Genomic DNA, 24,264 nt, shown 5'->3' with positions numbered 1-24,264 from the left:
GGACCATGAAGGCGCTCAGCATCGGCGAGGTGTCGCGGCGGACAGCCGTGAAGGTACCAACGATCCGGTTCTACGAGGAGCGCGGCCTGCTCCCGACGCCTGTGCGCACCGAGGGCAACCGCCGTACCTACGGCGACGCCGACGTCAATCGCTTGAAGTTCATCAGGCACGCCCGGGAGCTGGGCTTCGAGGTCGATGACATCCGGGCCTTGCTTGACCTCGCCTCCCATCCCGAGCAACCGTGCGCCGAGGCCGACGCCATCGCGCGCAGGCACCTCGCCGACATCGACGACCGACTCACCCGGCTCACGGGCCTGAGGAAGGAGGTCCGGGCCATGCTCGACCAGTGCTCGGGCGGCCCCGTCCGGCAATGCCGCATCATCGAGGTCCTCGCCGACCACGGGGAATGTCTGCACGACAGGCACTGACCGGATCATCGAAACCTTCCGGCGCCTCCCGGATTGCCCCTTGCTTCTCCAGTCGCTGGAGGAACTAGGCATCGCCGACGGGCCTGCCGAACCGGGAGCGGAGATGACGGAACACCACGACCATTCCCACGGCGGCGACGCCCACGGATCCCACGGCGGCCACGCCCACGGACCCGGGCACGTCCACGCGCCAACGAGCTTCGGCAAGGCGTTCGCCATCGGCATCGCCCTGAACACGCTGTACGTGGTCCTGGAAGCGACCTTCGGCATCCTCTCCGGATCGCTCGCCCTCCTGGCCGACGCCGGCCACAACCTCTCGGACGTGCTCGGCCTGCTGATCGCCTGGGCTGCGTCCTGGCTCTCGAACAAGCCACCGACCGCCGAGCGCACCTACGGCTTCAAGCGTGCGCCCATACTCGCCTCGCTCGCCAATGCCGTCATCCTGCTCGTCGCCGTCGGAGCCATCCTCTGGGAAGCGGTGCGGCGCCTGATCGACCCCGAGCCGGTCGCGAGCGGAACCATCATCTGGGTGGCCGTCATCGGCGTGGCCGTGAACGCGGGCACGGCGTGGCTGTTCATGAGCGGTCGCAAGGGCGACCTCAACATTCGCGGCGCCTTCCTGCACATGGCCGCCGACGCGGGCGTCACGGTCGGCGTCATCGTCGCCGCCCTGATCATCCGCCATACCGGCTGGCAGTGGCTCGACCCGGCCATCAGCATCGCCATCGCCGTCGTGATCCTGGCGAGCACCTGGGGGCTGCTGCGGGACTCGGTTCGCCTCTCGCTGGACGGAGTGCCGCCGGGCATAGGGCTACCGGAGGTACGGGCCTGCCTCGAAGCGTTGCCCGGCGTGGTGCGGCTGCACGACCTGCACGTCTGGCCGATGAGCACGACCGAGACAGCCCTGACCGCCCATCTGGTGGTGCCGGGCGGCCAGCCGGGCGACGACTTCCTGATGGGGGCGGCCCGAACGCTGAAGGAACGCTTTGGGATCGGTCACGTCACCCTGCAGGTCGAGACGCGCGAGGACACCGACTGCGCCCTCGCCTCGGACCGGGTCGTCTGAAGTGGGCGGGGGCCTGCCCGCCTGGGCCTACACCCTGATCCCGGTGGTGGCTGCGGTCGTCGGCGCCGCGGTCGCGGTCAACCTGCGGCCGGGACCCGTCCTCGTCAGCGCGATCCAGCACTTCGCAGCCGGCGTCGTCTTCGCCGCGGCCGCGGGCGAGATCCTGCCCGACCTCAAGCATGCCGGCTCCCCTTGGGCGACCCTCCTCGGCGGCGCGGTCGGCGTCGCCGCCATGCTCGGCGTGCGAACCCTGGAACGGCGGATGAAGGGTCCGGTGGGGCTGATGTCGGTCACCGGCATCGACATCCTGGTGGACGGCCTCGTCCTCGGCATCGCTTTCGCCGCCGGGGCCAAGGCGGGCATCCTCCTGACCGTCGCGTTGACCATCGAGGTTCTGTTCCTCGGGCTCACGGTCGCGAACAAATTCGGCGAGGGCGGCGTCTCCAAGTGGAAGGTGGTCGGTGCCACCGCAGGCCTCGTCCTGCTCCTGCCGCTCGGGGCGCTTCTCGGAGGACCGGTCGGCGCGCTTCCACCGACCGTCCAAGCGGGCTTCCTCGCCTTCGGCCTGATCGCGCTGCTCTACCTCGTCACGGAAGAGCTGCTGGTCGAGGCGCACGAGACGGAAGACCGTCCATGGGTCACGGCGATGTTCTTCGCGGGCTTTCTGCTCCTGCTGCTGCTCGACGAGACGGTCGGCTGAACCGGCGGACCCGACGAGTGGCGCAGGGCCGGCGCGGACGGCCGGTCCGGCCGACGCATCAATCGTCGAAGTCGCGATGGTGGTGATGGTGGCGCCGCTCGCCGTAGAACTACCTGTCCTCGTAGCGACGCGGATGGTGATGCCGGACGACGACGTCGTCATGGTCGCCGTGGCGGTAGACGTCGACATGTTCGTGCGGTCGCCGGTCGCCGTAGCCGCCCTCGTAGTATTGGGCCGAGGCGGCGGCCGGAGCGAGGATGGCTGCGGCCATTGCCAGGATGAAAAGGCGTGCTCTCATGTCCGGTCCTTCCCTGTGACTGTAGAGCAAGGCTGTCGCGACGCCCTTGAACCGCGGCTGAAGGTGACGTTCAGCACGTCGTCGGCCGGGAATGTGACCGGATCGACCGGCGTCTCTCCTCCGCGACTTGTGATACGGCCCTTGAGTCGCGCATAAGGGACGGGATGAGTTCGGCGGGAAGCCAGAGGGCCTTCGGGGCGTGGACGGGGTGGTGGGCGACCGCCGCCCGCGCGCTCGCGCTCGTCCTGACGCTGGCGGTCTCCGTCCCGACGGCAGGCCTCGCCGAGGATCTCGCCTATCATCAGGGCCATCCCGGCCATGACCGCACGGAACTGGTCAAGGCACCGGACCTGATGCCGGCCTCCGCTCAGAAGGCGGATCCCGGCATAAGCTGCCACGTCCATTGCGGCTGCCACGTCGCCATGCCGCTGGACGCTTTCGGGGCCGTCCCTCCCGTGTCGCTTTCGCGACCGTGCTACGGGCAAGCCGCCACGGCCCATTCCTCAATCTTTCCCGACCGCCTGCCGCGTCCGCCGCGCGCCTGAGGTGACGCCGCGAAGGCGTGCGTCCTGAACCCTGGGCCAAGGCCCCGGGACCGCATCCTCACGTCACCGCAACGGGACCGACCCGAAGGCCGTCACGGCACCGGCGTCCCGACGAGCAGGCACCATGCGCATTCTCATCACCGCGGCCCTGGTGGCCGCCGGCGTCCTCGTTGGCGCCGCCGTTCCGGCCGTGTCCGGCTTCGTCCGCGGGCTCCTCGCCTCCGCCGGGCTTCCGCCGACCGCCTCAACCCTCGCCGCCGGACCCGGCCCCGCATCGCCGGGCGAGTCTCGCCATGAGGAAGGAGACGGGCACGACCACGGCAAGGCGGCCGCGACCAAGGCCGACGGAGGCCATGCCCACGGCGAGCACGAGCATTCGGAGGCCGAGGGCGAGGAAGGTCACGTCAAGATGACCGCCGACCAGGTCGAGGGCCAGGACATCAAGGTGGCGAAGGCGGAGGGCGGCGTGCTGTCGAGGCACATCCTCGTGCCCGGCACCATCACCCCGGACACCGACCGGATCGCCCGCGTCCCGGTCCGCGTCGTCGGCACCGTCTCCGAGATGCGCAAGCGCCTGGGCGACGACGTCAAGAAGGGCGAGGTCGTCGCCGTCCTCGACAGCCGCGAGGTCGCCGACGCCAAGAGCGATTACCTCACCGCGATGGTCCAGTCGGACCTCCAGAAGGTCAACTTCGAGCGCCAGCAGAGGCTGCTGGCCTCCGCCGCCGCGTCCCAGGCGGCCTTCGACAACGCCAAGGCAACGTTCCAGGAGAACCAGCTCCGCGTCGACCTCGCCCGGCAGAAGCTCTCGGCGCTGGGCCTGAACGCCTCCGAGGTCGCCGTGGCCCAGAAGCGCGACGAGGCCACGCCGAACGTCTCGACGCTGCGCCAGTACGCGCTGCGGGCCCCGATCTCCGGCCGCATCGTCGAGCGCAAGGTCGACGTGGGCACCGCCGTCGGCAAGGAAGGCGACCCGGCCGACGTCTACACCGTCGCCGACCTCTCGACCGTCTGGATCGAGCTCGCGGTGCCGACCTCGGACCTCGACGAGGTCCGGGAAGGGGCCCGGGTCAACGTGAACCGGGGCGGCCGAAGCGAGCAGGGCAAGGTGGTGTTCGTCAGCCCGCTCCTGAACGCCGACACCCGGTCCGCCCGGGTGGTGGTCTCGCTGCCGAACAAGGACATGGCCTGGCGTCCGGGAACCTACGTCACCGCCGAGGTCGAGACCGCGACGGATCAAGTGCCCGTGCGGGTCGCCAAGGCGTCGCTTCAGACCGTCGAGGGCAAGCGCGTCGTCTTCGTTCGCACCGACGAGGGCTTCGAGAAGCGCGAGGTCGAGCTCGGGCGCTCGGACGACGACGCCTACGAGGTCGTCTCAGGCCTCAAGCCCGGCGAAGACATCGCGGTCGCCAACACCTTCCTCCTCAAGGCCGAGCTCGGAAAGAGCGAAGCCGACCACGACCATTGAGGAGGCCGGACATGATCTCGAAGATCCTCGATTTCTCCGTCCACCAGCGCTGGCTGGTGCTGCTCCTGTCGCTGCTCGCGGCCGCCTTCGGCGGCTACGCGGTGACCAGGCTCCCCATCGACGCCGTCCCGGACATCACCAACAACCAGGTGCAGATCAACACGACGGCGCCGTCCCTGTCGCCGGTCGACATCGAGAAGCAGGTCACCTACCCGGTCGAGACCGCGCTCGCCGGCATCAAGGGGCTGGAATACACCCGCTCGCTCTCGCGCAACGGCTTCTCGCAGGTCACCGCCGTCTTCGCGGAGAAGCTCGACATCTACTTCGCCCGCCAGCAGGTCGCCGAGCGCCTGTCCCAGGTGAAGCGGGAGCTGCCGCCGGGCGCCGAGCCCGCCATGGGGCCGATCTCGACCGGGCTGGGCGAGATCTACATGTGGTCGATCCATTACGCGAAGCCGGGCGAGCGGAAGGTCTCGGCCGGGGGCAAGCCCGGCTGGCAACCCGACGGCAGCTACCTCACGCCCGAGGGCCAGCGCCTGAGGACCGAGCTGGAGCAGACCGCCTACCTGCGCACCGTCCAGGACTGGATCATCCGCCCGCAGATCAGGACCGTGCCGGGGGTGGCCGGGGTCGACGGCATCGGCGGCTTCGAGAAGCAGTACCACGTCCAGCCGGACCCTAATAAGCTCGCCTCCCTCGACCTGTCCTTCTCCGACGTCGCCCGTGCGCTGGATAGCAACAACGCCAACCAGGGCGCCCGTTACCTGGAGGATAACGGCGAGGGCTACGTCGTCCGCGCCGCCGGCCGCTTGGAGGACATGGACGACATCGGCAACGTGGTCGTCGCGACCCGGGGCGGCGTGCCGGTGCGCATCAAAGACATCGCCGAGGTCCGCATCGGGCGCGACCTGCGCACCGGCTCGGGGAGCGAGGACGGCCAAGAGGTCGTCGTCGGCACCGCGCTGATGCTGATCGGCGAGAACAGCCGCACGGTGGCCGCCGCCGTCGACGCGCGCATGGACCAGATCCGCAAGAGCCTGCCGCCCGGGATCGAGGTCCAGACCGTCCTCGACCGGACCCGCCTCGTCGAGGCTACGGTGAAGACGGTGGCCAAGAACCTGTCCGAGGGCGCGGCCCTCGTCATCGTCATCCTGTTCATGCTGCTCGGCAACATCCGGGCGGCCGTCATCACGGCGCTGGTGATCCCGGTGGCGATGCTGATGACCATGTCCGGCATGGTCGAGGCCAGAATCTCGGCGAACCTGATGAGCCTCGGAGCGCTCGATTTCGGGCTGATCGTCGACGGGGCGGTCATCATCACCGAGAACGCGCTGCGCCACCTCGCCGAGCGGCAGCACGCCCTGGGCCGCGGTCTCGACATCGAGGAGCGCCTTGAGACCGTCCGGGCGTCGGCCGAGGAGATGATCAAGCCGTCCCTGTACGGGCAGGCGATTATCATCCTGGTCTACGTGCCGCTCCTGACCTTCACGGGCGTCGAGGGCAAGATGTTCGAGCCGATGGCCCTGACGGTGATCATCGCTCTGGTCTCGGCCTTCGTGCTGTCGTTGACCTTCGTGCCGGCGCTCATCGCCATCGTCATCTCCGGCAAGGTCACCGAGACGGACAACCTCATCATCCGGGCGCTGAAGGCGGTCTACCGGCCGGTGCTCGCCGCCGCGGTGCGGGGTCCGTTCGCATTCATCGGGGCGGCCCTGCTGCTGCTCGTCGGAGCAAGTCTCCTGTTCACCCGGCTCGGGACCGAATTCATCCCGCAACTCGACGAGAAGAGCATCGCACTCAACGCCACCCGCATCCCCTCGACCTCGCTCACCCAGTCGCAGACGATGCAACTGAACGTCGAGAAGGTGGTGTCAAAGTTCCCGCAGGTCGCCTACGTCTTCTCGAAGACCGGCACGGCCGAGGTCGCCTCCGACCCGATGCCGCCGAACTCCTCCGACACCTTCGTCATGCTCAGGCCACAGGAGGAGTGGCCCGACCCGAGCCTGTCGAAGGCCGACCTGCAGGAGCAGATCGAGAAGGCGGTGGGGGCGCTCGCGGGCAACGTCTACGAGTTCTCCCAGCCGATCCAGCTGCGCTTCAACGAGCTCCTGGCCGGCACCCGCGGCGACCTCGCCGTGAAGGTGTTCGGCGAGGAGTTCGAGCCGATGCTGAAGGCTGCCAACGCCGTGGCGACGGTCCTGAAGGGCGTCGAGGGCGCCGAAGATGTCAAGGTCGAGCAGGCGGCGGGCCTGCCGTTCCTAGAGATCAAGATCAACAAGCCCGAGGCGGCGCGCTATGGCTTGAGCACCGGCGCCATCCAGGAGGTCATCGGCGCGGCCATCGGCGGCCGCGATGCCGGCGTCGTGTTCGAGGGAGACCGGCGCTTCCCCATCGTCGTGCGCCTGACCGACAAGGTGCGCGAGGACCGGGAGGCCCTGGAGAACATCCCGGTGCCGCTGCCGCCGGGCCCGAACGGCCGGGCGAGCTCGGTCCTGCTCAAGCAGGTGGCGAGCTTCCAGGTGACGGAGGGGCCGAACCAGATCTCGCGGGAGAACGGCAAGCGCCGGGTCGTCGTCACCGCCAACGTCCGTGGCCGCGACATCGGCTCGCTCGTCGCGGAGGCGCAAGCGAAGGTCGGGAGCCAGGTGCAGTTGCCGCCGGGCTACTACGTGACTTGGGGCGGTCAGTTCGAGAACCTCGCCTCGGCCAAGCAGCGCCTCCTGGTGGTGGTGCCGGTCTGCTTCTTCCTGATCTTCCTGTTGCTCTACTCGGCTCTGGGCTCGCCGCGGGATGCGCTCCTGGTGTTCAGCGCCGTGCCGCTGGCACTGACCGGGGGCATCGTCGCCCTGTGGCTCCGGGGCATGCCGGTCTCGGTGCCGGCGGCGGTCGGCTTCATCGCACTCTCTGGCGTGGCGGTGCTCAACGGCCTCGTGATGCTGACCTTCATCAAGCAGCTCGTCGCAGAGGGCCGCCCGAAGCGGGAGGCGATCCTGGAGGGCGCCATGACCCGGCTGCGGCCGGTGGCGATGACGGCGCTGGTCGCCTCGCTCGGCTTTGTTCCGATGGCGATCGCCACCGAGACCGGCGCCGAGATCCAACGCCCGCTCGCCACCGTGGTCATCGGCGGCCTGATAAGCGCCACCCTGCTGACGCTGGTCGTGCTGCCGGCCCTTTACGCGCGCTTCGGCAAGGCGGAGCCCGCGAAGGTGAACGGCCGGCAGCCGGAGGCCGCCTCGCCGCACCTCAAGGCCGCGGAGTAGTCGATGCGGCAGGTCTATCTCCCGGCGGCGGGATTGGCCGTCCTCGCCTTGTCGTATGGGGCGGCCGCGGCGGGTAGCGGACCGGGCGATGCGCCGTTCGGCCTCGCCTGGGGACCGGTCGGCGAGGTGCCACGCCCCCTGAAGGTCGACCGCGAGGCGAACCTCACGGCACTCTACTACCAGCGCGGACAAGGGCCGGCCACCGGTCCGGCGACGGCGGAAGTCGTCCTCGTGGTCTGCCGGGACGAGGGTCTCCAGCAGGTGATCTGGGTCGGCGTGCCTCTCGACGGCGAGGCCCTCGCGCGGGCGCGGGGGACCATCCACGACGAGGGCGTGCGCCGCTACGGCGAGCCGGGCCGGGGGCCGCTTGCCGATTCCGAGCTTTGGCCTGAGGGCCGCGCGCTCCTGGCGAGCCGGGAGGCCGCGGACGGAAGGCGCGAGCTCGTCATGACCGCCTTCGGACCCGGCTACGCGACCTGCTCGGAAACGCACCACGCGGCGACCGGCCACCCGGCCGGCGCGCACGTGGCCGACCTGATCGACGCGGACGGTCCCTGACGCCGCCCTGCCCGAACGGCAGCGAACACCCGGAAGCGAACATGGGACACGGACATACTCACGGGGGCGGCATCCCCGCGGTCTCGGCGGCGGCCCGTGACAAGGGGCGCCTCGCCTGGGCGCTCGCGCTGACGCTGACCTACATGGGCGCGGAGGTCGTGGGCCGCCTGCTCACCGGCAGCCTCGCGCTGCTGGCCGGTGCCGCTTACATGGTCACGGACGCGAAGGGCTGGCGCTGCTCGCCTTCCACTACGCGGGCAAGGCGCCGACGCCCGGCAAGAGCTTCGGCACCATGCGCTTCGAAATCCTGGCGGCACTGGCCAACGCGGTCGTGCTGCTCGGGGTGATGGCCTACATCCTCTTCGAGGCGTACCTCCGGTTAGCGGAGCCTACCGAGATCCTCGGCTGGCCGATGGTGCTGGTGGCGCTTGCCGGCCTCGGCGCGAACCTCGCCGGCATGAAGCTCCTGGCCGGCGGCTCGTCCGACAGCCTCAACGTCAAGGGCGCCTGCTTCGAGGTGTTCTCGGACATGCTGGGCTCGCTCGGCGTGATCGTGGCCGCCCTGGTGGTGATGGCGAAGGGCTGGGTCTGGGTCGATCCGCTCGTCGGCGCCGGCATCGGCTTGTTCATCCTGCCGCGCACCTGGCGCCTCCTGGGCTAGGCGCTGCACATCCTGCTGGAGGGCACGCCGCCGGGCGTCCACCTCGATGCATTGAAGGCCGGGATCGAGGCGATGCCGAATGGCCGGCGAGCCTACGACCTGCATGCCTGGACGCCGACCTCCGGCTGCGACGCCATGAGCGGGCACGTGATCGTGGACGACGTGGCCCGTAGCCCCGACGTGATCCGGGGCGTCCGTCCCATGATGAAGGAACGCCACGGCATCGAGCACGTCACCATCCAGGTCGAGGACGAGGCGCTTGCGGTCGAGGCCGCCCGCCTTCCGGTGTAAGGGAGCATCGATGGTCGGCAAGAAGGTCGCCCGGGAACAACTCGACTGGGGGCCGCGCTCGCGGCGCAGACGACACGCCCGTCCGGAAATTCGCAGGGCCGCGGCGAGGTCGCTCGTCGCGGCGATGGCGCTAGTTCTGTTGGCGCTGGCACTGCTGATAGCGGCGGCACGGTTTTCCTGAGCCGTTCGATCCCTCAAGCCCCGGGACGCCCGTCGGCTATCCGCAAGGACCCTGTCAGATTGGTCGCGCCTTGCCCGTCATTCGCCGGAAGCGGAACCAGCCGGCATTCGGCCGTCGAAACCGGAACACCATCGGAGCCAGGCCACCATCAGGGAGACTACATCCGCTCCTTGATCCCGGAACCGACGAGCCACCAGTTCACTGGGTAGCTGGTCAGGAATCCCGCCACCATGGCGGCCTGCATGGCGAACCAGAACTCGACCGAGTTCACCGGGGCCGCCTGCCCGGCGAGGTGCGGGTACAGCCAGAACTGCACCAGCGCCATGAGGCCGTACATGCCGACCTGCCAGGCGATCAGCGAAGCGGTGTCCGCCTTCACCGCCGCCACGAGCCCCTGGCCGGGCGACAAGCCGCGCATCGGTACGATGGCGTAATACTGGAATGCGATCCCGAGAGCGTAGGCGAAGACGAAGTCCAGCACCCAGACTGCGTACATCTTCTCCTCGAACAAGGAATGCCAGCCGAACCAGACCGCCACCGCCGGCACGAGGAAGGCGAGCCATTCGGCGGCGACATCGCCCAGCATGCAACCGCTGCCGCAGTGGAGCGCGCCTTTGCCGACCATCACCGGGAACGGCGTCTGGGTCATGTTCGGCGGCTTCTCGCCCCGCTCCTTGGCGTGGTGGTGCGCCTCCATGGTCGCGAGCCGGCCGTAGCGGTAGTACGCCCAGACGACGACGAGCGTCCCGAACAGAGCGCTGACCGGCCAGACGACGTTCATCACCGTCATGTGCTGCGGGTGCCGGATCACCTGGACCGAGAGCAGCAGCGAGCAGGCTGCACCGAGCAGCAGGGCCAGGATCGAGACTGCGTGGAACCATTCCGGGAACATGCGGCACCCTTTCGGCAATGCCCGTGCAACATACCCCCTAGGGGTAAGGTTCCCAGAAGTGACGCAACACACCCATGCTGTTCAATCCAGGGTCAACGCGGCGGATCCCAGGAATACGGGAAGCTCAAGGAGTGCTGCAGGCCGGCTGTGACCCGGAAATCCTGACTGCGGTCGCCGCCGAAGCCGACGCCGACGGCGCCGACCAGCACAGTCTGCGGGGTCACCATGTAGCGCGCGCCGATCTCGGCAAGGTTCACCGCCCGACCTCGCTCGCGGTCGGTCTCGCGGTAGACGTCGGCGACGAGGACGACGGAATTCGAGATCGGCTGGCTATAGGCGACGCCGACCCGGTAGCGGTCGCGCCGCTCGGCCTCCCGGCCGGTCGTCGGGTCGTAGTTGTGGAACCACGACGCATTGAAGTGCACTTGGCGCGGCACGTAGGAGTACGGCGACAATCCCTCCGGGTCTGGGGTGCCGAGCGATTTGGTCGCCAGAAACTTGAGCTCGGTCTCCGTGCCGCCGGCCATCCGGCCGTAGGGGGTGTTCACCCCGAGTGCGACCGCCATGGCGGGCAGGACCAGCCCCTCCTGGTTGAAGTTGTAGAAGCCTTGCGCCCGGAACTCGCCCTGGTCGGTGTCGCTCGCCGTACCGACCCGGTACGGGGCCTCGACCGAGAGCTGGAAGTTCTTGAACGCGCCCCATTCAAGGCGCGGCACCGCCATCAGGCTGCTGGCGCCGCGCGGGTCGTTCCGGATGCGGTTGTACTGAAAGTAAGATTGAACTTCGAGGCCGTTCTCCTTGATCGGGTAGGCGTCCTCGATGGTGATGGGCAGCCCCTCCTCCAGGTTGGTGTGGTCGGCGGCGAGCGCGGGGCCGGCCGTGAGGGCGAGGAGGGCCGTGAGGGCGGCGCGCGTGGTCGTCGACATCGGGGCGTCTCCTCAGCGGGCGGCGACGCGGGCCGGGCCGAGGCTCGGCTCGACGGTCATGTCGATGGGGGCGACGTCGGGCATGCGGGCAGCCTTGGCCTTCCAGGCCTGGACCATGCGCTCGACCATCATGGCCGGGACCTCGCCCGGCTCGGTCGAGCCGGGCATCGCCATCATGCCGGGCGCGACCTGCATCAGGGCGTCGTGGAGCGATCCGGGCACCTCGCCGGGCTCGATGCCGAGACGGCCGTTCATCATCATCTGCCGCATGACGGCGGCCCGCTGCGCCTTGGACAGGCCGCCCGGGTACATCATCGGCAGCATCTCCATGAGCATGTCCATCATGATCATGCCCATCGCGCCCTGGGGCGAGCGCACCCAGGCGGGATAGGTCCTCGGGTCGAAGCCGGGATGGGGCTCGCGGAACTTGCGGGCGTAGGCCTCGTCGCCGGGCTGGTAGCCCATGGCCTCGATGACCCGGTACATCTCGGCCCGCTTCTCCTCGACCGACCAGCCCTTGTAGGCGAGGATCGAGTAGGCGATGCCGTGGAGCATGTGCAGGTTGTCGAAGATGTTCGCGCTCTCGGGGCTCATCCGGGCGTAGCGCGGCATGATCTCGCGCGAGAGCAGCATGCGGCCCGGCCGGTCGGGCATGACCTCGCGGTACATGAGGTCGATGGTCTGGGCCATCGCGGCCTCCTGGTCGCGGTTGCCCGAGATCATCTGCGTCTCGTAGGCGGCCGGGTGCCACCAGTGGGCGACGTAGAACAGGCTCTGGTCGAGGGGATAGAAGTTCCGGAAATAATTGAAGTAGGGCTTCATCATGATGCCCGCCCGCCGCATGGTCAGCTCCAGCGGGGCGACGCTGCGGGGCACGCCCGGCGTCTGCATCGTGAGGTAATACTTGACCGCTCGGTCGGTCCACGCCTTCTTCTCGGCCCAAGGGATCTCGCGGAACGCCATCACGTCGTAGGTCTGCTCGTGATGCATGTGCGTCCAGTCGATGGTCCGGAACAGCGTGTGCATCGCCCGGTCAACGTAGTTCGAGTAGTACGGCATCTCCGGCTCGATGGCCGGTGGGTCGCGCAGCCACTCCTGCGCCTCCTTGTCGAAGCGGGCATCGACAGCGGCGTGGTCCTCGAACCGGGTCAGTTGCAGCAGGTCGTGCTGCTTCGAGTGGAAGAAGTGCATCCCGGCCCCGATGCGGTAGGCCTTGTTGAGCCGGTAGTAGAAGGCGAGGTTGTAGGGCCCCCGCAGGAAGCTCACCTCGTTGCGCTGCTCGATGCCGCCCAAGGCCCGCGCGGCGGTGCCGCCCAAGGCTACCGAGGCCGCCGACGCCATCGCGCCGGTGAGAAAGATCCGCCGTCCGATCATGCCGCCCTCCGACCCGATACCCCTTAGGGGTATTTTACCTGGGCGCGTTTTGGAAGGGTCGGTCGGGGGAATGCTCGCCCTGGACAGGCTTCCCACTGCGAGTGTTGCGGAAGAGCTACTGAACGCGCTTCTGAACCCTTGTTTTGTTTGGGCTGACTAAGCCTGCGGATGTCGCACGCAAAAATTCCATCCATCCTCCGCGACTTGGACCGTCGCTCGCCGCATCAATCCGGCGGAACGGCGGCGTCACCGTTCAAGGAGGGCTTGCATTCCTTCCGATGACTTCAGCGGAACGATGGCCGCAAACCGCTAGGCCATGCTCGTCGGCCAAATCCTTGATCCTGGCGACCAACATCGCACCGGCGACCCTGCGGGCGGAGGTTATGATGGCAGCCGAGACATCCCGGCACCGGCAACCCAGGCGTCGCGGCAAGTTGGCCGCCCCCGAACGGGAGGCTCGCCAGCGCACCGTCGACTTGGCGTCGGCACTGAGCTGCGTCATCTCCGGGACGGTGCGGAATCGGAAGTCCTTCGGTACGGTCTCGGAAAGCCACGGTCCTTCGGCACTGCCCGCCGGGTCGATGCGAACCGTCCCCTTGACCCGAACGTCACGCCAGACGCGCGAGAACCTTGGCCGGCTCCTCGCAGGCCGCGAGCATGCCGTTGTACCAGACGGCCAAGGGCGTGGCCGGGTCCACGCAGGTCTCGAATTCACGGGCGGCCTTGAGGTCCGCGACCGTCTGCGGGGCCGCGTAGCCGAGGGCGCGCATGGTCCGCGGCTCGGTCAGGAACGTCCGGACCATCTCGTCGACCATGGCGTTGGGGCCGCCGAGGTCGGCGCCCCCCATCGTCATGGCGTCGTCCCACGCGAAATCGATGACGGCGACCGGTCGGTTTCGCGCATCGCGGAAGCCCTCGAAGGCCACGGTCAGGTGCTCGTCGCCGAACCCGTATCCGGCGAAGAGCACGGCGTCGCATCCGGCCACGAGACGGTCGAGCTCGGAGTAGTAGGTGCGGAAGGGCCGTTTCAGGATCTGGGTCGTCTTGCCGTATCCCGCGACGATGACCGAGGTCGGGAAATCGATGCCCTCCACGTGGGAGCGCGTGCTGCGGCCGCCGGCGTTCTGGTGGAAGCGGCCGCGGATATCCGGCTGCCAGCGGATCTCGTGCATGTCTCCGGTCGAACCCGGCTCCATGTCGAAATGGACGGACCCGTGGAGGTGCAGCATGCATGCCCAGCCGGATCGCCGGAGGATGCGCTCCTGGTCGAACATGCCGGTCGCCGGGTCGAAGCCGGTCTCGATGCCGGGAAAGGCGCGGTACATCACATTGTCGTAGTTCAGGGTGACCACCGCGATGTCGAACTCGGCCTGCAACGCGGCGACCAGCACTTGGAGCTTCGCGAACTCGGACGCCTTGTCCGCCTCGCTGGCGGCGCAGCGCTCGCGGAACGCCTCCACGACCGCATCGACCGACGCGCGGCCGAGGTCGCGCAGGGTGTCCGGCCCGACCGGTGTGGCCTGCCGACCGAAAAGCGAGACGTTGGGCATTCCTTTGGCTGTCACGACCGCGCCCAACGCCGAGGTCGCGGCGCCGGCGGGGTAAGCCGCGGCGACGGCGAAGATGGCGTAGAGCAAGTCCTCGTAGTGCGGCTCGCGGCGCAGGAACTCGGGCACCGTCCGCTGCCAGTGGGCTCTGACCAAGCCCTCGACATGTTCGTACAGGTTCGTCGCGGGCTCGGCGAGCAACGGGTAGCGCACCTGGATGGCGTCGTTGATGATGGCCCGGACCCCCGCGACGGGGGGCATGCCGAATTCGAGGGACGCACCGGCGCCGACGACCAGCAGAAGTTTTCTTTTCGGCACGTCGCTCCTCCCGTCTTCAGACCACCTTGGCGATGAGGCGGCTCATCTCGTCGGCGAGGCGTGTCCGCTCCTCCTCGGGCAGGTTCCCGGTGAGCGTGGCGTGCACGAGCGCCTGCATGTGGTCGCGCAGCATGTCGGACTGCACCCGCCGGAGAGCGGCGATGACGGCATCGGCCTGGTGGGCGACGTCGACGCAGTAGCGGCCGTTCTCGATCATCTGTTGCAGGCCGCGGACCTGCCCCTCGATGCGGCGAAGCCGGGCGATCTGGCGGGTATGGTCCACGGCCACGCCGCCGTGCCTGTCGTCCGGTTCGCTCATCTCGGGCCCGTGTTGCGACCGCCAAGATAGGTGCTCGGACGCGCCGCCGGAACCCCTGGGGCGCACTCATGCCACGGACAGCCCGTCCCTCGCGGCCGCCCCGACGAAGGCGAGCGCGTCCCGGCGGCGCTCGCCTTCGTCCCCGTACAGGGCCGGCGCTCGCGGGGAGCGGCGCAGGCGCAACGCCTCGTCGATGATGCGCCGCCAATGCCCTTCGAATGAGATCAGGCCGTAGAGACCCGCCTCGGACTTCGAGGGAATGCGCCGAAGCGCGAGCAGGTAGTGCAGCCGACAGGCACCCAGGACGGCCTCGTCCACCTCCAGGTCGGCGGCGGAGATCCGCATGGCATCAAGCGCCCCGGCCGCCCACCCGTCGATCTCGGGCACGTCACGCCAGCCCGGCGCCGGCCCGCGCAGCGTCAGCGCGTGTTCGGCCAGGGCCAGCCTGTCCACCGGTCGGCGCCGGTGCCGCGACCGCGGCTCGAAGCGCCCGTCCCGGACGGCAGGCCCCTCCGCCTGCTGCCCCTGCCAGTCGGGTCTGGCGACGTAGGTGCCGTCGAGGGCGGGGCTTCCGGAACCGGCCAGGGCGGCATGCAGGCCGGCGAGGCGATCCAGCACCTCGCCGTCAGGCCGTCGGGCGACGACGGCGACGAAGTCGAGGTCGCATCGTCCGGGCACGAAATCGTCGAGCGCCGCGGAGCCGACCACGTGGAAACCCGTGACGAGGCCCGGCAGCATCTCGTCGACGGCCGACAGATAGCGCGCGGCCGCAGCGGCCGCCTGCGGGTGCGGCTCGCGGTCGAGGTCCGGGAAGAAGGGCGGGGTCGGCACCGGTCTGCTCAATGGTGGACGGCGAGCATCCAGACGCCCATGGCGACCATCATCAGGTTCTCGGTCAGGGAGACGAAGCCGAGCGGCACCTTGCTCGACCCGCCGACGCAGGCGCATTTGATCTCGCGCTTGTCGACGTAGACCGCCTTGAACACCGAGACCGCGCCGACCGTGCCGATGAACAGGGCGACGGGAATCGAGATCCAGTCCAGCGCGCCCGCCACCATCAGGACGCCCGCGATGCCTTCCAGGAAGGGGTAGGCGTAGGCGTAGCGTACCCAGCGCTGCCCGAGCAGGTCGTAGCCCAGGAACATCGACGAGAAGCTCTCCACGTCCTGCAGCTTCAGGAGGGCGAGCACGCACATGCTGAAGGCGATGAACCACTCGACCGCACGCATCGTCAGCGGCGTTCCGTAGGCGGCGTAACTCGCCGCCAGCGCCATCAGCGCCGTCATCGAGAAGACCGCGACGACGGGCGTGTAGGTCGTGGCGTTCGGGTCGTTGGCGGCCTTGCCGAAGTGGCGCTGCAAGTCGTCGAAGCCGCCGACGAGCTCGCCGTTGATGAAGGTCTGCGGCGTCGACTTGACTTGATGCTCGGCCTTGAAGCGGTCGGTCTCCTCACGAGTGGTCAACCAGTGGTCCTCGACCTCGAAGCCTTCGCGTTCGAGCAAGTCCTTGGCTTTCAGCCCGTATGGGCAGAGGTGCTTCTCCATCACCATGCGGTACAGGGTGGCCTTGCGGGCGGTGGCCGTTGACATCTGTCGTCCTCGTCGGTCGGAGGGAGGGGCGTCGCCCCTCCCGGTCGGGTTTCAGAGTTGTCGTTCAGGCCGCCATCTTCCGGCAGCTCTCGGCGCAGCGCCGGCACTGCGCGACGCAGTCGTCCATGTCGCCGACCTGCTCGCAGCTGCGTGCGCAGTCCTCGCAGACGTCGGCGCACTCCGCGCAGGTGTGCTTGTGATGCGGGGTCCCGAGCAGCATGAAGTGCGCCGAGGTCCGGCATATCTCAGCGCAGGCCAGCATCAGCCGGAAGTGCTCCGGCTCGGCATGCTTGCCGCCCGCCTCAAGACAGTGGTTCGAGGCCATGCCGAGGCAGGTCTGATAGCAACGCAGGCACTCGTCGATGCAGGACTGCATTTCGCTCGATATCTGATGCATCTGTCTCGCTCCTTTCAAGATGGGATCTTAAGTATTGATCGACGCAAGCGCGAGTATTTCTTCCTTGAGCCGAACAATACCAGTTATTCAATCATGAAATTTCGATAAGGTTCATCGGTCCGCATTCCCGGGTGCAATCGGTCAGCCACCGCTTGCTCCTTGCGGACGGCGGCCGCGTCCGGTGGGACGTGACCGTCGTCTCGGGAGGTCGGAGTCGGGCATCCGGCTGACGTGACGGCGGTGTCGGACATCCCGGGCATCGCCTCGCCCCACGGTGCGACGGGCTTGCGCTCGGGCGGGGGTACGCGGCCTCCACACGCTCGTGCCGCTCGGCCGTGACGGTGGCGGTCGGCTACTCCGCGCCTGCCGGGCGTGAACGGTTCGACGTGGCGAATGGCTCTCGCGTCGAGCCCGCCCGGGAAACGACGCGAACGCGGGCGCACCCAGGGCGTCGCGCGCCTCGGGCGCGCCTCAACTCACACGAGGGTTCGGGGCGGTTTGCGCAGCGCCCCGGGTCCGATGCCGGCATGACCGGCGGCATCGTGCGGGATCAGCACGACGACCCGTGAGAGCGGCATCGTCAGGGACGCGTGACCGACGACGATGCCGATCGCGCAGCAGGCCATCGACCCGCATACGCAGCCCACGCAGGCACAGGAGCAACCCGCGCCGGCGTCGTCCGCCCGAAGCGAGCCTGACGTCATCGCGGCCGGCGCCCGAATGATGGAGTGAGCCGGAAGCGTCACCTGGATCGCCGCCTTGCGCATCAACTGGACGCTCACCGGCCGGGCGGCAGGCGCCGCATCAGCCTTTGTCGCGGCGGTTTGCTGGTGACCGCGGTGGCCGCAATGAACGTGCCCCTCATGGGCCTGGACGGCGGACGGCGCGAAGTAGGCGACGATCGCGAGGATCATCGCCGTGAGCAGGCGCACGACTGGCCGGTTAGGACCCATGCGGGTTGAAGACCCAGGTTGCGGCGGCGAGGCCTGAATGGCCTCACGAACTTGAATGCGCACGTACGGGTTTGGTTTCAGCCTACCGCCTCACGCCAGGGCATGCACCGGCTCTGCCGGATAGCCGGCCGCCGTCACCGCCCGGGCGATCCGGTCGGCGGGGCCGCCCGAGCCCGACACCGTCACGAGCTTGGCTCCCAGGTCCACTTCGACCTGTGCGTCCGGCTCGATGCCGAGAACCGCGCGCGTCACGGACTTGGCGCAGCCGCCGCAGCCCATCTTCGACACCTTGAAGCGATACATGACGTTCTCCCGTGTGTGACGTCCCTGCGAGATGGGGATTCCCATGGTGGTAAGGTCAAGGGTTGCGGGTCCGGTCGGCGCCGTCAGACCAGCTCGCCTCCGCGATAGCGGGCGAACGCGCTCCGCCCTCCGGGCCCGAACAGGACGACCGCGTAGGTATCGGGCTCCCTGCCCTCGACCTCCATTCCGGGCGAGCCCGCCGGCATGCCCGGCACGGCCAGGCCGGTGCCTTCGGGCCTTTCGGTCAGGAGCCGCCTGACCGCGCCGGCCGGCACGTGCCCCTCGATCACGTATCCGCCGACCTGGGCGGTGTGGCAGGAGGCGAGATCGCGCGGCACGCCGAGGCGGACCTTCAGCGGGGTCACGGGTCCCTCCGTCACCGTCACGGTGAAGCCAGCCTCGCGCATGTGCGTGACCCACTTCTCGCAGCAGCCGCAACTCGGGTCCTTGGTGACCGCCACCTCGGGCAGGCCCCCGGCTCCCGCACGGCGTGCGACGGCCAAGCCTGCCGCCAGGCCGATCAGGGCGGTTCGCCGCGTCGGCTTGAGTTCGATCTTCATCGTCCGCTCCTCTCGGTTCTCATTCCGCGGCCAGGGACGGCCGCCCGGGCGTTCCGGCATCCGCGGGTTCCGCCTCGGCCTCCGACAGCAGCCCCCGGCCCTTCGCCAGGGCGTAGACCGCCGGGATCACGATCAAGGTCAGGACGGTCGAGGAGACCATCCCGCCGATCATCGGCACGGCGATGCGCTGCATGACCTCGGAGCCGGAGCCCGTGCTCCACAGGATGGGCAGCAGGCCGGCCATGATGGCGACGACCGTCATCATCTTCGGGCGCACGCGCTCGACCGCGCCGACCATGATGGCCTCCCGTAGGTCGCCCTGCGTGGGCGGCCGACCCTCCAGCCGACGCGCGGCGCGAACCTCGTCCCAAGCATGGTCGAGGTAGACCAGCATGATCACGCCGGTCTCGGCGGCGACGCCCGCGAGCGCGATGAAACCCACCGCCACCGCGACCGACATGTTGAAGCCCATCCACCACATCAGCCAGACGCCCCCGACCAGCGCGAAGGGGACCGACAGCATCACGATGAGCGTCTCGGTCAGGCGCCGGAAGTTCAGGTAGAGGAGCAGGAACACGACCAGCAGCGTCAGGGGCACCACGATCCTGAGGCGTGCCGCCGCGCGCTCCAGGTACTCGTACTGACCGCTCCACTGTAGGGTCGTGCCCGGGGGGAGCTCGACCTCGCGGTCGACCGCGGCCCGCGCGTCGGCCACGTAGCCGCCAAGGTCGCGGCCCGTGAGGTCGACAAAGATGTAGACCGCGAGCTGCCCGTTCTCGGTGCGGATCGAGGTCGGGCCCCGGGTGAGCGCGACCTTGGCGACCTCGCGCAGCGGAACCGTGCCGCCCGCCGGTAACGGGACCTGGACCTCGTCGGCGATGGCCCGCGGGTCGGAGCGGAAGGCACGGGGGTAGCGCACGTTGACGGTGTAGCGCTCCCGTCCCTCGACGGTGTTCGTCACGCTCTGGCCGCCGAGCGCGGTGGCGACCACGTCCTGCACGTCGCCGACCGACAGGCCGTAGCGCCCAAGCGCCTCGCGGTCCGGCGTGATGTCGAGGAAGTAGCCGCCGATGACCCGCTCGGCGTACGCGCTCGACGTCCCCGGGACGTCGCGCACCACGGCCTCGACCTGACGGGCGACCTTCTCCATGGCGTCGAGGTCGGTCCCGAGCACCTTGATGCCGACAGGCGTGCGGATGCCGGTCGAGAGCATGTCGATGCGGGCGCGGATCGGTTGGGTCCAGGCATTCGACACGCCCGGGAACTGCAGCGCCTTGTCCATCTCGGCCTTGAGGCTCGCGAGCGTCACGCCCGGCCGCCACTGCGCCTTGGGCTTCAGGGTGATGATGGTCTCGAACATCTCCATCGGCGCAGGGTCGGTCGCCGTGTTGGCCCGCCCCGCCTTGCCGAAGACCGAGGCCACCTCCGGGAAGCTCTTGATGATCCGGTCCTGGGTTGCCAGCAGCTCGCCTGCCTTGGTCACCGAGATCCCCGGCAGGGTCGTCGGCATGAACATCAGCGTCCCCTCGTTCAGCTCCGGCATGAACTCCGACCCGAGCTGCCGGGCCGGCCAGACGGTGGCGGCCAGGACGCCGAGGGCGAGCAGGACGGCCGGGATGCGGGCGCGAAGCACCCCGGCGATGAGCGGCCGGTAGAGCCAGATGAGGAGCCGGTTCACCGGGTTGCGGTGCTCGGGAACGATGCGCCCACGCACGAACAGCACCATCAGGGCCGGGACCAGCGTCACCGACAGCATCGCCGCCGCCGCCATGGCGAAGGTCTTGGTGTAGGCCAGCGGCCCGAACAGCCGCCCCTCCTCGCCCTCCAGGGTGAAGATCGGCAGGAAACTCACGGTGATGATGAGCAGCGAGAAGAACAGCGACGGGCCGACCTCGGCGGCCGCCTCCACCAGGATCTCGACCCGCGGCTTGCCCGGGGGCGCCCGCTCCAGGTGCTTGTGGGCGTTCTCGATCATCACGATGGCGGCGTCGATCATGGCGCCGACCGCGATGGCGATGCCGCCGAGGCTCATGATGTTGGCGCCGAGCCCCAGGGCCCTCATGCCCGCGAGCGCCATCAGGATGCCGACCGGCAGCATCAGGATGGCCACGAGCGCGCTGCGCACGTGCAACAGGAACACCACGCAGACCAGCGAGACGACGACGCTCTCCTCGACCAGGGTGTGCCGCAGGGTGTCGATGGCCGCCTCGATCAGCTGGGAGCGGTCGTAGACCGGCAGGATCTCGGTGCCGGCCGGCAGGCCCTTGGCCACCTCGGCCAGCTTCGCCTTCGCATTCTCGATGACGGTGAGCGCGTTCGCGCCGAAGCGCTGGAGGACGATGCCGCCGGCGACCTCGCCGTCGCCGTTCATCTCGGTGATGCCGCGGCGCTCGTCCGGCCCGAGCTCGACGCGGGCGACGTCCCGGACCCGCAGCGGCGTGCCGCCCGCGGTCTTGAGCACGATGTTCTCGATGTCGGCGACGCCCTTCAGGTAGCCGCGGCCGCGCACCATGAACTCGAACTCCGAGAGTTCGACCGTGCGGCCCCCGACGTCGGCGTTGCTCGCCCGGATGGCGTCCCGGAGCTTGTTCAGGCTGATGCCCTGCGCCCGCAGGCGGTTCGGATCGACGACGACGTTGTACTGCTTGACGAAGCCGCCGACGCCCGCGACCTCGGCCACGCCCTCGGCGCGCGAGGCCCCGAACCGGATCACCCAGTCCTGCAGGGACCGGAGCTCGGCGAGCGTGCGCTCCTTCGCGACCACGACGTATTCATAGACCCAGCCCACCCCCGTCGCGTCGGGCCCCAGCGTCGGCGTCACCCCGGGAGGGAGCCGGCTCGCCGCCGTGTTGAGGTATTCGAGCACCCGCGAGCGGCCCCAGTACGGGTCGGTGCCGTCCTCGAAGATGACGTAGACGAAGCTGACCCCGAAGAACGAGAAGCCGCGCACGACCTTGGCCCGCGGCACCGTCAGCATGGCGGTGGTCAGCGGGTAGGTGACCTGGTCCTCGACCACCTGGGGGGCCTGGCCCGGATACTCGGTGTAGACGATGGCCTGGACGTCCGAGAGGTCCGGGATGGCGTCGAGCGGCAGGGTGCGCACCGCGGCGATTCCCGCCGCCACGGCGAACACGGTCCCGACCAGCACGAGGACGAGGTTGCGGGCCGACCAACCGATAAGGCGCGCGATCACGGTTTGCCCTCCGCGTTCGCGGCCTGCCGGTCGTCCGCCTTCGGGGCCGCCATGGACTGCAGCGCCGCCTTCAGGTTGCTCTCGGCGTCGATGAGGAAGTTCGCCGCCGTGACCACCCGGTCGCCGGTCGCGACGCCGTCTCGGATCTCGGTGTAACCGCCGCCGCTGACCCCGACCTTGACCTCGCGCGGTTCGAAGCGGCCCGCGCCGCGGTCGAGGAGCACGACCTGGCGCGCGCCCGTGTCGATCACCGCGTCGTCCGGGACCGCGACCACGGGCTTCCCCGTGCCCGTGCCGATCTCGACGTCGGCGTACATGTCGGGCAGGAGCGCGCCGTCCGGGTTCGGCAACTCGATGCGCACCCGCGTCGCCCGCGTGTCCGGGTTCACCTGCGGGTAGATCACCGCCACCTTGCCCGAGAAGGTGCGCCCCGGGGCCGAGCGCAGCCGCACGGTGGCGGCCTGGCCGACCCGCACCCCGGCGAGGTCGCGCTCGGGCACGTCGGCCAGGACCCACATGACCGAGATGTCGCCGATCCGGAACAACGTGTCGCCGGCCGCCGCCTTCATGCCCTCGATGGCGGTCCGCTGCAGGACGAGGCCGTCCCGGGGGGAGGACCAGGTGATGGCCATCGGCACCTTCCGGGTGCGCTCCATCTCGTCGATCACGGGTTCGGAGACATTCAGGTTCTGGAGCCTGCGGCGCGCCCCGTCGAAGCCCGGGTTGGCGATGAGCTGGGCGGCGGCCGCGTTGATCTCGGGCGAGTAGACGTGGACGAGCGCCTCGCCCTTGCGCACGCGGTCGCCGGTCGTGACGTTCTCGACGTGGTCGACGTAGGCGTCCGAGCGGGTCGCAACGACGGTGACGCGCCGCTCGTCGAGGGCGAGGGTGCCGGGCACGCGAACCGGCTGGGCCACCACCCGCCGCTCCGCCACCTCGGTCCGCACGCCCGTTCGCTGGACCTTGCCGGGGGAGACCGTCACGACGTCGCCGTCCTGGTCGTCGCCCGCGTAGACGGGGATGTAGTCCATCCCCATCGAATCCTTCTTGGGAACGGCCGAGGTGTCCGCCAGACCCATCGGGTTGCGGTAGTAGAGCACCTTCCTGGGGCCCGCCGCGGACGTCCCGGCCCCCTCGGTTCCGCGCGTCGCCGTGTCTTGGCCGGCCTCGCCGGTCGGCGTCGCGGCGTCGCCCTCGGACCCGTCGAGGCGTACGTCCTCGCTCGCCCGCACCGCGCGGAAGTCGCGCCCGTCCGCCGTCGTCCTCGGCGCGAGCGAGTAGGCGGCCTTCCCGTCCGGGTCGCGGTAGTAGACTACGGGACCCGTGGCCTCCGTCGGCGCCTTCGGCTCCGGCGCGGAGGCCGGAACCCACTCGGCGAACTCGGCCCGCGCGCGCTCGACGAGAACCGGCACGGGGCCGCCATCGCGGCCCGCCCAGTACCCGGTCCCCGCCGCCGCGAACGCGGCAAGGGTCCCGGCGAACCATGCGCGCCGGCTCATTTGACCACCCGGAATTCGAGCCTGTCCTCGACGGTGCCCGTCTCGCCCTGGACCTTGGCGGCGAGCGAGAGCCGCCAGCCTCCGGCCATCGAGAGCTTCGCCCGGAACCGGTAGACGTCCGGCTCGGGGGACGGGATCGGCTCGATCTTCGAGATCATCTCGTCCATGCCGTCCGGGGCCATGTCGATGCGCCGGGCGAAGATCACCGCATCCGGCACGGGTTTGCCGGTGCGCTTGTCGACGAGGCGTACGGCGAGGATGGCCTCGCCGACTCTGGCCTCCTTCCCGGTCAGCTCGAAGGCGTAGTCCTTGATGTCGGCGAGCGCGGGCCGCGCCAGTCCCGACAAGGCGGCACCGAGCAGCGCTGCCACGAGGGCACGCGCGATAGGGTTTCTGGTCACGGATGTCGTCTCCTGAACGCGATGGTCGCCGGCGCGCGGGCGCGCGGCGTCGAGCCGGCGCGCACGCCGGCGGCATCGGGTTCAGGCTCGGGGAGGCTCGGGTGACGGTGTCCCGTGCACGCTGGCGAACGCCTCCGCGGCGGGCCAAGCTCGAATTGTCCGCATCGCGACAGGTGCCGGGACGGACACCGCGGTCGGCAGGAGGGAAGCGATTCCCGCCAGGCACAGCGCCAGGAGCGGGCAACCCGCCTTGGCGCAGTCGGGCTTCGCCGTCTTCCCGGGCGGGCAGCAGGGCATGTCGTCCATGTCCGCATCGTCCATGCCCGACCCGGCGATGTCGGCGTGGTCCGCTGCCGCAGTCGTCCCGCGCACGGTGCGCGCCTGCGCCGCCGCGGACGCGCGCATGCCCGCGGCTGCCGCAGGGGCGGCTACCGGCGTCAGGGCCAGACCGATCACCGCGAGCAGCGGGATCAGCCGCCTCATGGCGAGCCAGAACGTCACGGATCCACGATGCCAGCTTTTCTGTCGGGGCGGAAG

24 protein-coding genes and 1 pseudogene are annotated in these 24,264 nt (G+C 69.4%); 9 read left to right on the top strand and 16 right to left on the bottom strand.

The genetic code is table 11. The features are described from left to right. Positions 1–5: 5 nt before the first annotated feature. The 3 genes from AAHG09_RS09535 to AAHG09_RS09525 all read left to right on the top strand — a co-directional run bounded on the left by AAHG09_RS09535 (position 6) and on the right by AAHG09_RS09525 (position 2,194). Complete coding sequence (locus tag AAHG09_RS09535) at positions 6–428, top strand: MerR family transcriptional regulator (RefSeq protein ID WP_010682412.1); 423 nt, start codon at positions 6–8, stop codon at positions 426–428. A 103-nt stretch (positions 429–531) separates the two neighbouring features. After that, positions 532–1,494, top strand: a complete 963-nt coding sequence (locus tag AAHG09_RS09530) for a cation diffusion facilitator family transporter (protein WP_039892560.1) — start codon at positions 532–534, stop codon at positions 1,492–1,494. Positions 1,495–1,507: 13 nt separating this feature from the next. Next, positions 1,508–2,194, top strand: coding sequence for a ZIP family metal transporter (locus AAHG09_RS09525; RefSeq protein ID WP_039892563.1), 687 nt, complete (start codon positions 1,508–1,510; stop codon positions 2,192–2,194). 109 nt (positions 2,195–2,303) lie between these two features. Here the strand turns inward: AAHG09_RS09525 and AAHG09_RS09520 are convergent, their stop codons facing one another. After that, on the bottom strand, positions 2,304–2,492 hold the full coding sequence (locus AAHG09_RS09520) for a hypothetical protein (RefSeq protein ID WP_010682415.1): 189 nt from the start codon (positions 2,490–2,492) through the stop codon (positions 2,304–2,306). 164 nt (positions 2,493–2,656) lie between these two features. On the opposite strand from AAHG09_RS09520, the gene AAHG09_RS09515 reads away from it, so the two are divergent. The 6 genes and pseudogenes from AAHG09_RS09515 (at position 2,657) to AAHG09_RS09490 (ending at position 9,456) form a co-directional block, all read left to right on the top strand. After that, complete coding sequence (locus tag AAHG09_RS09515; protein WP_010682416.1) at positions 2,657–3,037, top strand: hypothetical protein; 381 nt, start codon at positions 2,657–2,659, stop codon at positions 3,035–3,037. A gap of 124 nt (positions 3,038–3,161) precedes the next feature. Further along, positions 3,162–4,505, top strand: coding sequence for an efflux RND transporter periplasmic adaptor subunit (locus tag AAHG09_RS09510; RefSeq protein WP_010682417.1), 1,344 nt, complete (start codon positions 3,162–3,164; stop codon positions 4,503–4,505). Positions 4,506–4,516: 11 nt separating this feature from the next. Then, positions 4,517–7,765 carry an efflux RND transporter permease subunit gene (locus tag AAHG09_RS09505; protein WP_010682418.1) on the top strand — a complete coding sequence of 1,083 codons (3,249 nt, stop codon included), beginning with the start codon at positions 4,517–4,519 and terminating at the stop codon, positions 7,763–7,765. Positions 7,766–7,768: 3 nt separating this feature from the next. After that, a complete protein-coding gene (locus AAHG09_RS09500) occupies positions 7,769–8,323 on the top strand; it encodes a hypothetical protein (protein WP_010682419.1) in 555 nt (184 codons plus the stop codon). A gap of 41 nt (positions 8,324–8,364) precedes the next feature. Further along, positions 8,365–9,275, top strand: a pseudogene (locus AAHG09_RS09495) (cation diffusion facilitator family transporter). A 10-nt stretch (positions 9,276–9,285) separates the two neighbouring features. Beyond that, positions 9,286–9,456: a hypothetical protein gene (locus AAHG09_RS09490; protein ID WP_191991901.1), complete on the top strand. Its 171-nt coding sequence runs from the start codon at positions 9,286–9,288 to the stop codon at positions 9,454–9,456. Between the two features lie 157 nt (positions 9,457–9,613). Here AAHG09_RS09490 and AAHG09_RS09485 read toward each other — a convergent pair whose 3' ends face one another. The 15 genes from AAHG09_RS09485 to AAHG09_RS09415 form a co-directional block, all read right to left on the bottom strand. Next, positions 9,614–10,348 carry a DUF4396 domain-containing protein gene (locus tag AAHG09_RS09485; RefSeq protein ID WP_010682420.1) on the bottom strand — a complete coding sequence of 245 codons (735 nt, stop codon included), beginning with the start codon at positions 10,346–10,348 and terminating at the stop codon, positions 9,614–9,616. A 92-nt stretch (positions 10,349–10,440) separates the two neighbouring features. Further along, positions 10,441–11,274 (bottom strand): hypothetical protein, encoded by an 834-nt coding sequence (locus AAHG09_RS09480; RefSeq protein WP_010682421.1) that lies wholly within the window; start codon positions 11,272–11,274, stop codon positions 10,441–10,443. A gap of 12 nt (positions 11,275–11,286) precedes the next feature. Further along, a complete protein-coding gene (locus AAHG09_RS09475) occupies positions 11,287–12,648 on the bottom strand; it encodes a hypothetical protein (RefSeq protein ID WP_039892281.1) in 1,362 nt (453 codons plus the stop codon). Between the two features lie 608 nt (positions 12,649–13,256). Continuing rightward, on the bottom strand, positions 13,257–14,513 hold the full coding sequence (locus AAHG09_RS09470; protein ID WP_010682423.1) for an SIR2 family protein: 1,257 nt from the start codon (positions 14,511–14,513) through the stop codon (positions 13,257–13,259). 16 nt (positions 14,514–14,529) lie between these two features. Further along, complete coding sequence (locus AAHG09_RS09465) at positions 14,530–14,832, bottom strand: metal-sensitive transcriptional regulator (protein WP_010682424.1); 303 nt, start codon at positions 14,830–14,832, stop codon at positions 14,530–14,532. A 66-nt stretch (positions 14,833–14,898) separates the two neighbouring features. Next, on the bottom strand, positions 14,899–15,663 hold the full coding sequence (locus AAHG09_RS09460; protein ID WP_010682425.1) for a hypothetical protein: 765 nt from the start codon (positions 15,661–15,663) through the stop codon (positions 14,899–14,901). Positions 15,664–15,671: 8 nt separating this feature from the next. After that, the gene (locus tag AAHG09_RS09455; RefSeq protein WP_010682426.1) at positions 15,672–16,421 is read right to left on the bottom strand and encodes a MauE/DoxX family redox-associated membrane protein; all 750 of its coding nucleotides are present in this window, start codon (positions 16,419–16,421) and stop codon (positions 15,672–15,674) included. A gap of 64 nt (positions 16,422–16,485) precedes the next feature. Beyond that, the gene (locus tag AAHG09_RS09450; protein WP_024827676.1) at positions 16,486–16,818 is read right to left on the bottom strand and encodes a four-helix bundle copper-binding protein; all 333 of its coding nucleotides are present in this window, start codon (positions 16,816–16,818) and stop codon (positions 16,486–16,488) included. Positions 16,819–17,294: 476 nt separating this feature from the next. Then, positions 17,295–17,750, bottom strand: coding sequence for a hypothetical protein (locus tag AAHG09_RS09445; protein ID WP_051072116.1), 456 nt, complete (start codon positions 17,748–17,750; stop codon positions 17,295–17,297). Positions 17,751–17,861: 111 nt separating this feature from the next. Further along, on the bottom strand, positions 17,862–18,074 hold the full coding sequence (locus AAHG09_RS09440; RefSeq protein ID WP_010682429.1) for a heavy-metal-associated domain-containing protein: 213 nt from the start codon (positions 18,072–18,074) through the stop codon (positions 17,862–17,864). 83 nt (positions 18,075–18,157) lie between these two features. Next, the gene (locus AAHG09_RS09435; RefSeq protein ID WP_010682430.1) at positions 18,158–18,634 is read right to left on the bottom strand and encodes a DUF411 domain-containing protein; all 477 of its coding nucleotides are present in this window, start codon (positions 18,632–18,634) and stop codon (positions 18,158–18,160) included. Between the two features lie 19 nt (positions 18,635–18,653). Beyond that, a complete protein-coding gene (locus tag AAHG09_RS09430) occupies positions 18,654–21,827 on the bottom strand; it encodes an efflux RND transporter permease subunit (protein ID WP_010682431.1) in 3,174 nt (1,057 codons plus the stop codon). Continuing rightward, positions 21,824–23,326 carry an efflux RND transporter periplasmic adaptor subunit gene (locus tag AAHG09_RS09425; protein ID WP_127991784.1) on the bottom strand — a complete coding sequence of 501 codons (1,503 nt, stop codon included), beginning with the start codon at positions 23,324–23,326 and terminating at the stop codon, positions 21,824–21,826. Before AAHG09_RS09425 ends, AAHG09_RS09430 begins: the two co-directional genes overlap by 4 nt. Then, positions 23,323–23,727 carry a FixH family protein gene (locus AAHG09_RS09420; RefSeq protein ID WP_010682433.1) on the bottom strand — a complete coding sequence of 135 codons (405 nt, stop codon included), beginning with the start codon at positions 23,725–23,727 and terminating at the stop codon, positions 23,323–23,325. The genes AAHG09_RS09425 and AAHG09_RS09420 overlap by 4 nt, the downstream gene beginning before the upstream one ends. Positions 23,728–23,808: 81 nt before the next feature. Beyond that, entirely contained in the window at positions 23,809–24,228 is a 420-nt protein-coding gene (locus AAHG09_RS09415) for a hypothetical protein (protein WP_039892282.1), read from the bottom strand. Between the last annotated feature and the right edge of the window lie 36 nt (positions 24,229–24,264).

The organism is Methylobacterium guangdongense, from assembly GCF_038442355.1.
In the GTDB taxonomy this organism is placed as follows: Bacteria; Pseudomonadota; Alphaproteobacteria; order Rhizobiales; family Beijerinckiaceae; genus Methylobacterium; species Methylobacterium guangdongense.
Note: the sequence above shows the minus strand (reverse complement) of the source record. Positions and strands in the feature narration are given on the sequence as shown.

Bases quoted from the DNA above. Each gene is read 5' to 3' on its own strand.
- AAHG09_RS09520 (WP_010682415.1), bottom strand. From the start codon at position 2,492: ATGAGAGCACGCCTTTTCATCCTGGCAATGGCCGCAGCCATCCTCGCT.
- AAHG09_RS09480 (WP_010682421.1), bottom strand. From the start codon at position 11,274: ATGTCGACGACCACGCGCGCCGCCCTCACGGCCCTCCTCGCCCTCACG.
- AAHG09_RS09450 (WP_024827676.1), bottom strand. From the start codon at position 16,818: ATGCATCAGATATCGAGCGAAATGCAGTCCTGCATCGACGAGTGCCTG.
- AAHG09_RS09485 (WP_010682420.1), bottom strand. From the start codon at position 10,348: ATGTTCCCGGAATGGTTCCACGCAGTCTCGATCCTGGCCCTGCTGCTC.
- AAHG09_RS09490 (WP_191991901.1), top strand. From the start codon at position 9,286: ATGGTCGGCAAGAAGGTCGCCCGGGAACAACTCGACTGGGGGCCGCGC.
- AAHG09_RS09500 (WP_010682419.1), top strand. From the start codon at position 7,769: ATGCGGCAGGTCTATCTCCCGGCGGCGGGATTGGCCGTCCTCGCCTTG.
- AAHG09_RS09435 (WP_010682430.1), bottom strand. From the start codon at position 18,634: ATGAAGATCGAACTCAAGCCGACGCGGCGAACCGCCCTGATCGGCCTG.
- AAHG09_RS09440 (WP_010682429.1), bottom strand. From the start codon at position 18,074: ATGTATCGCTTCAAGGTGTCGAAGATGGGCTGCGGCGGCTGCGCCAAG.
- AAHG09_RS09455 (WP_010682426.1), bottom strand. From the start codon at position 16,421: ATGTCAACGGCCACCGCCCGCAAGGCCACCCTGTACCGCATGGTGATG.
- AAHG09_RS09510 (WP_010682417.1), top strand. From the start codon at position 3,162: ATGCGCATTCTCATCACCGCGGCCCTGGTGGCCGCCGGCGTCCTCGTT.
- AAHG09_RS09475 (WP_039892281.1), bottom strand. From the start codon at position 12,648: ATGATCGGACGGCGGATCTTTCTCACCGGCGCGATGGCGTCGGCGGCC.
- AAHG09_RS09535 (WP_010682412.1), top strand. From the start codon at position 6: ATGAAGGCGCTCAGCATCGGCGAGGTGTCGCGGCGGACAGCCGTGAAG.
- AAHG09_RS09515 (WP_010682416.1), top strand. From the start codon at position 2,657: ATGAGTTCGGCGGGAAGCCAGAGGGCCTTCGGGGCGTGGACGGGGTGG.
- AAHG09_RS09425 (WP_127991784.1), bottom strand. From the start codon at position 23,326: ATGAGCCGGCGCGCATGGTTCGCCGGGACCCTTGCCGCGTTCGCGGCG.
- AAHG09_RS09465 (WP_010682424.1), bottom strand. From the start codon at position 14,832: ATGAGCGAACCGGACGACAGGCACGGCGGCGTGGCCGTGGACCATACC.
- AAHG09_RS09505 (WP_010682418.1), top strand. From the start codon at position 4,517: ATGATCTCGAAGATCCTCGATTTCTCCGTCCACCAGCGCTGGCTGGTG.
- AAHG09_RS09530 (WP_039892560.1), top strand. From the start codon at position 532: ATGACGGAACACCACGACCATTCCCACGGCGGCGACGCCCACGGATCC.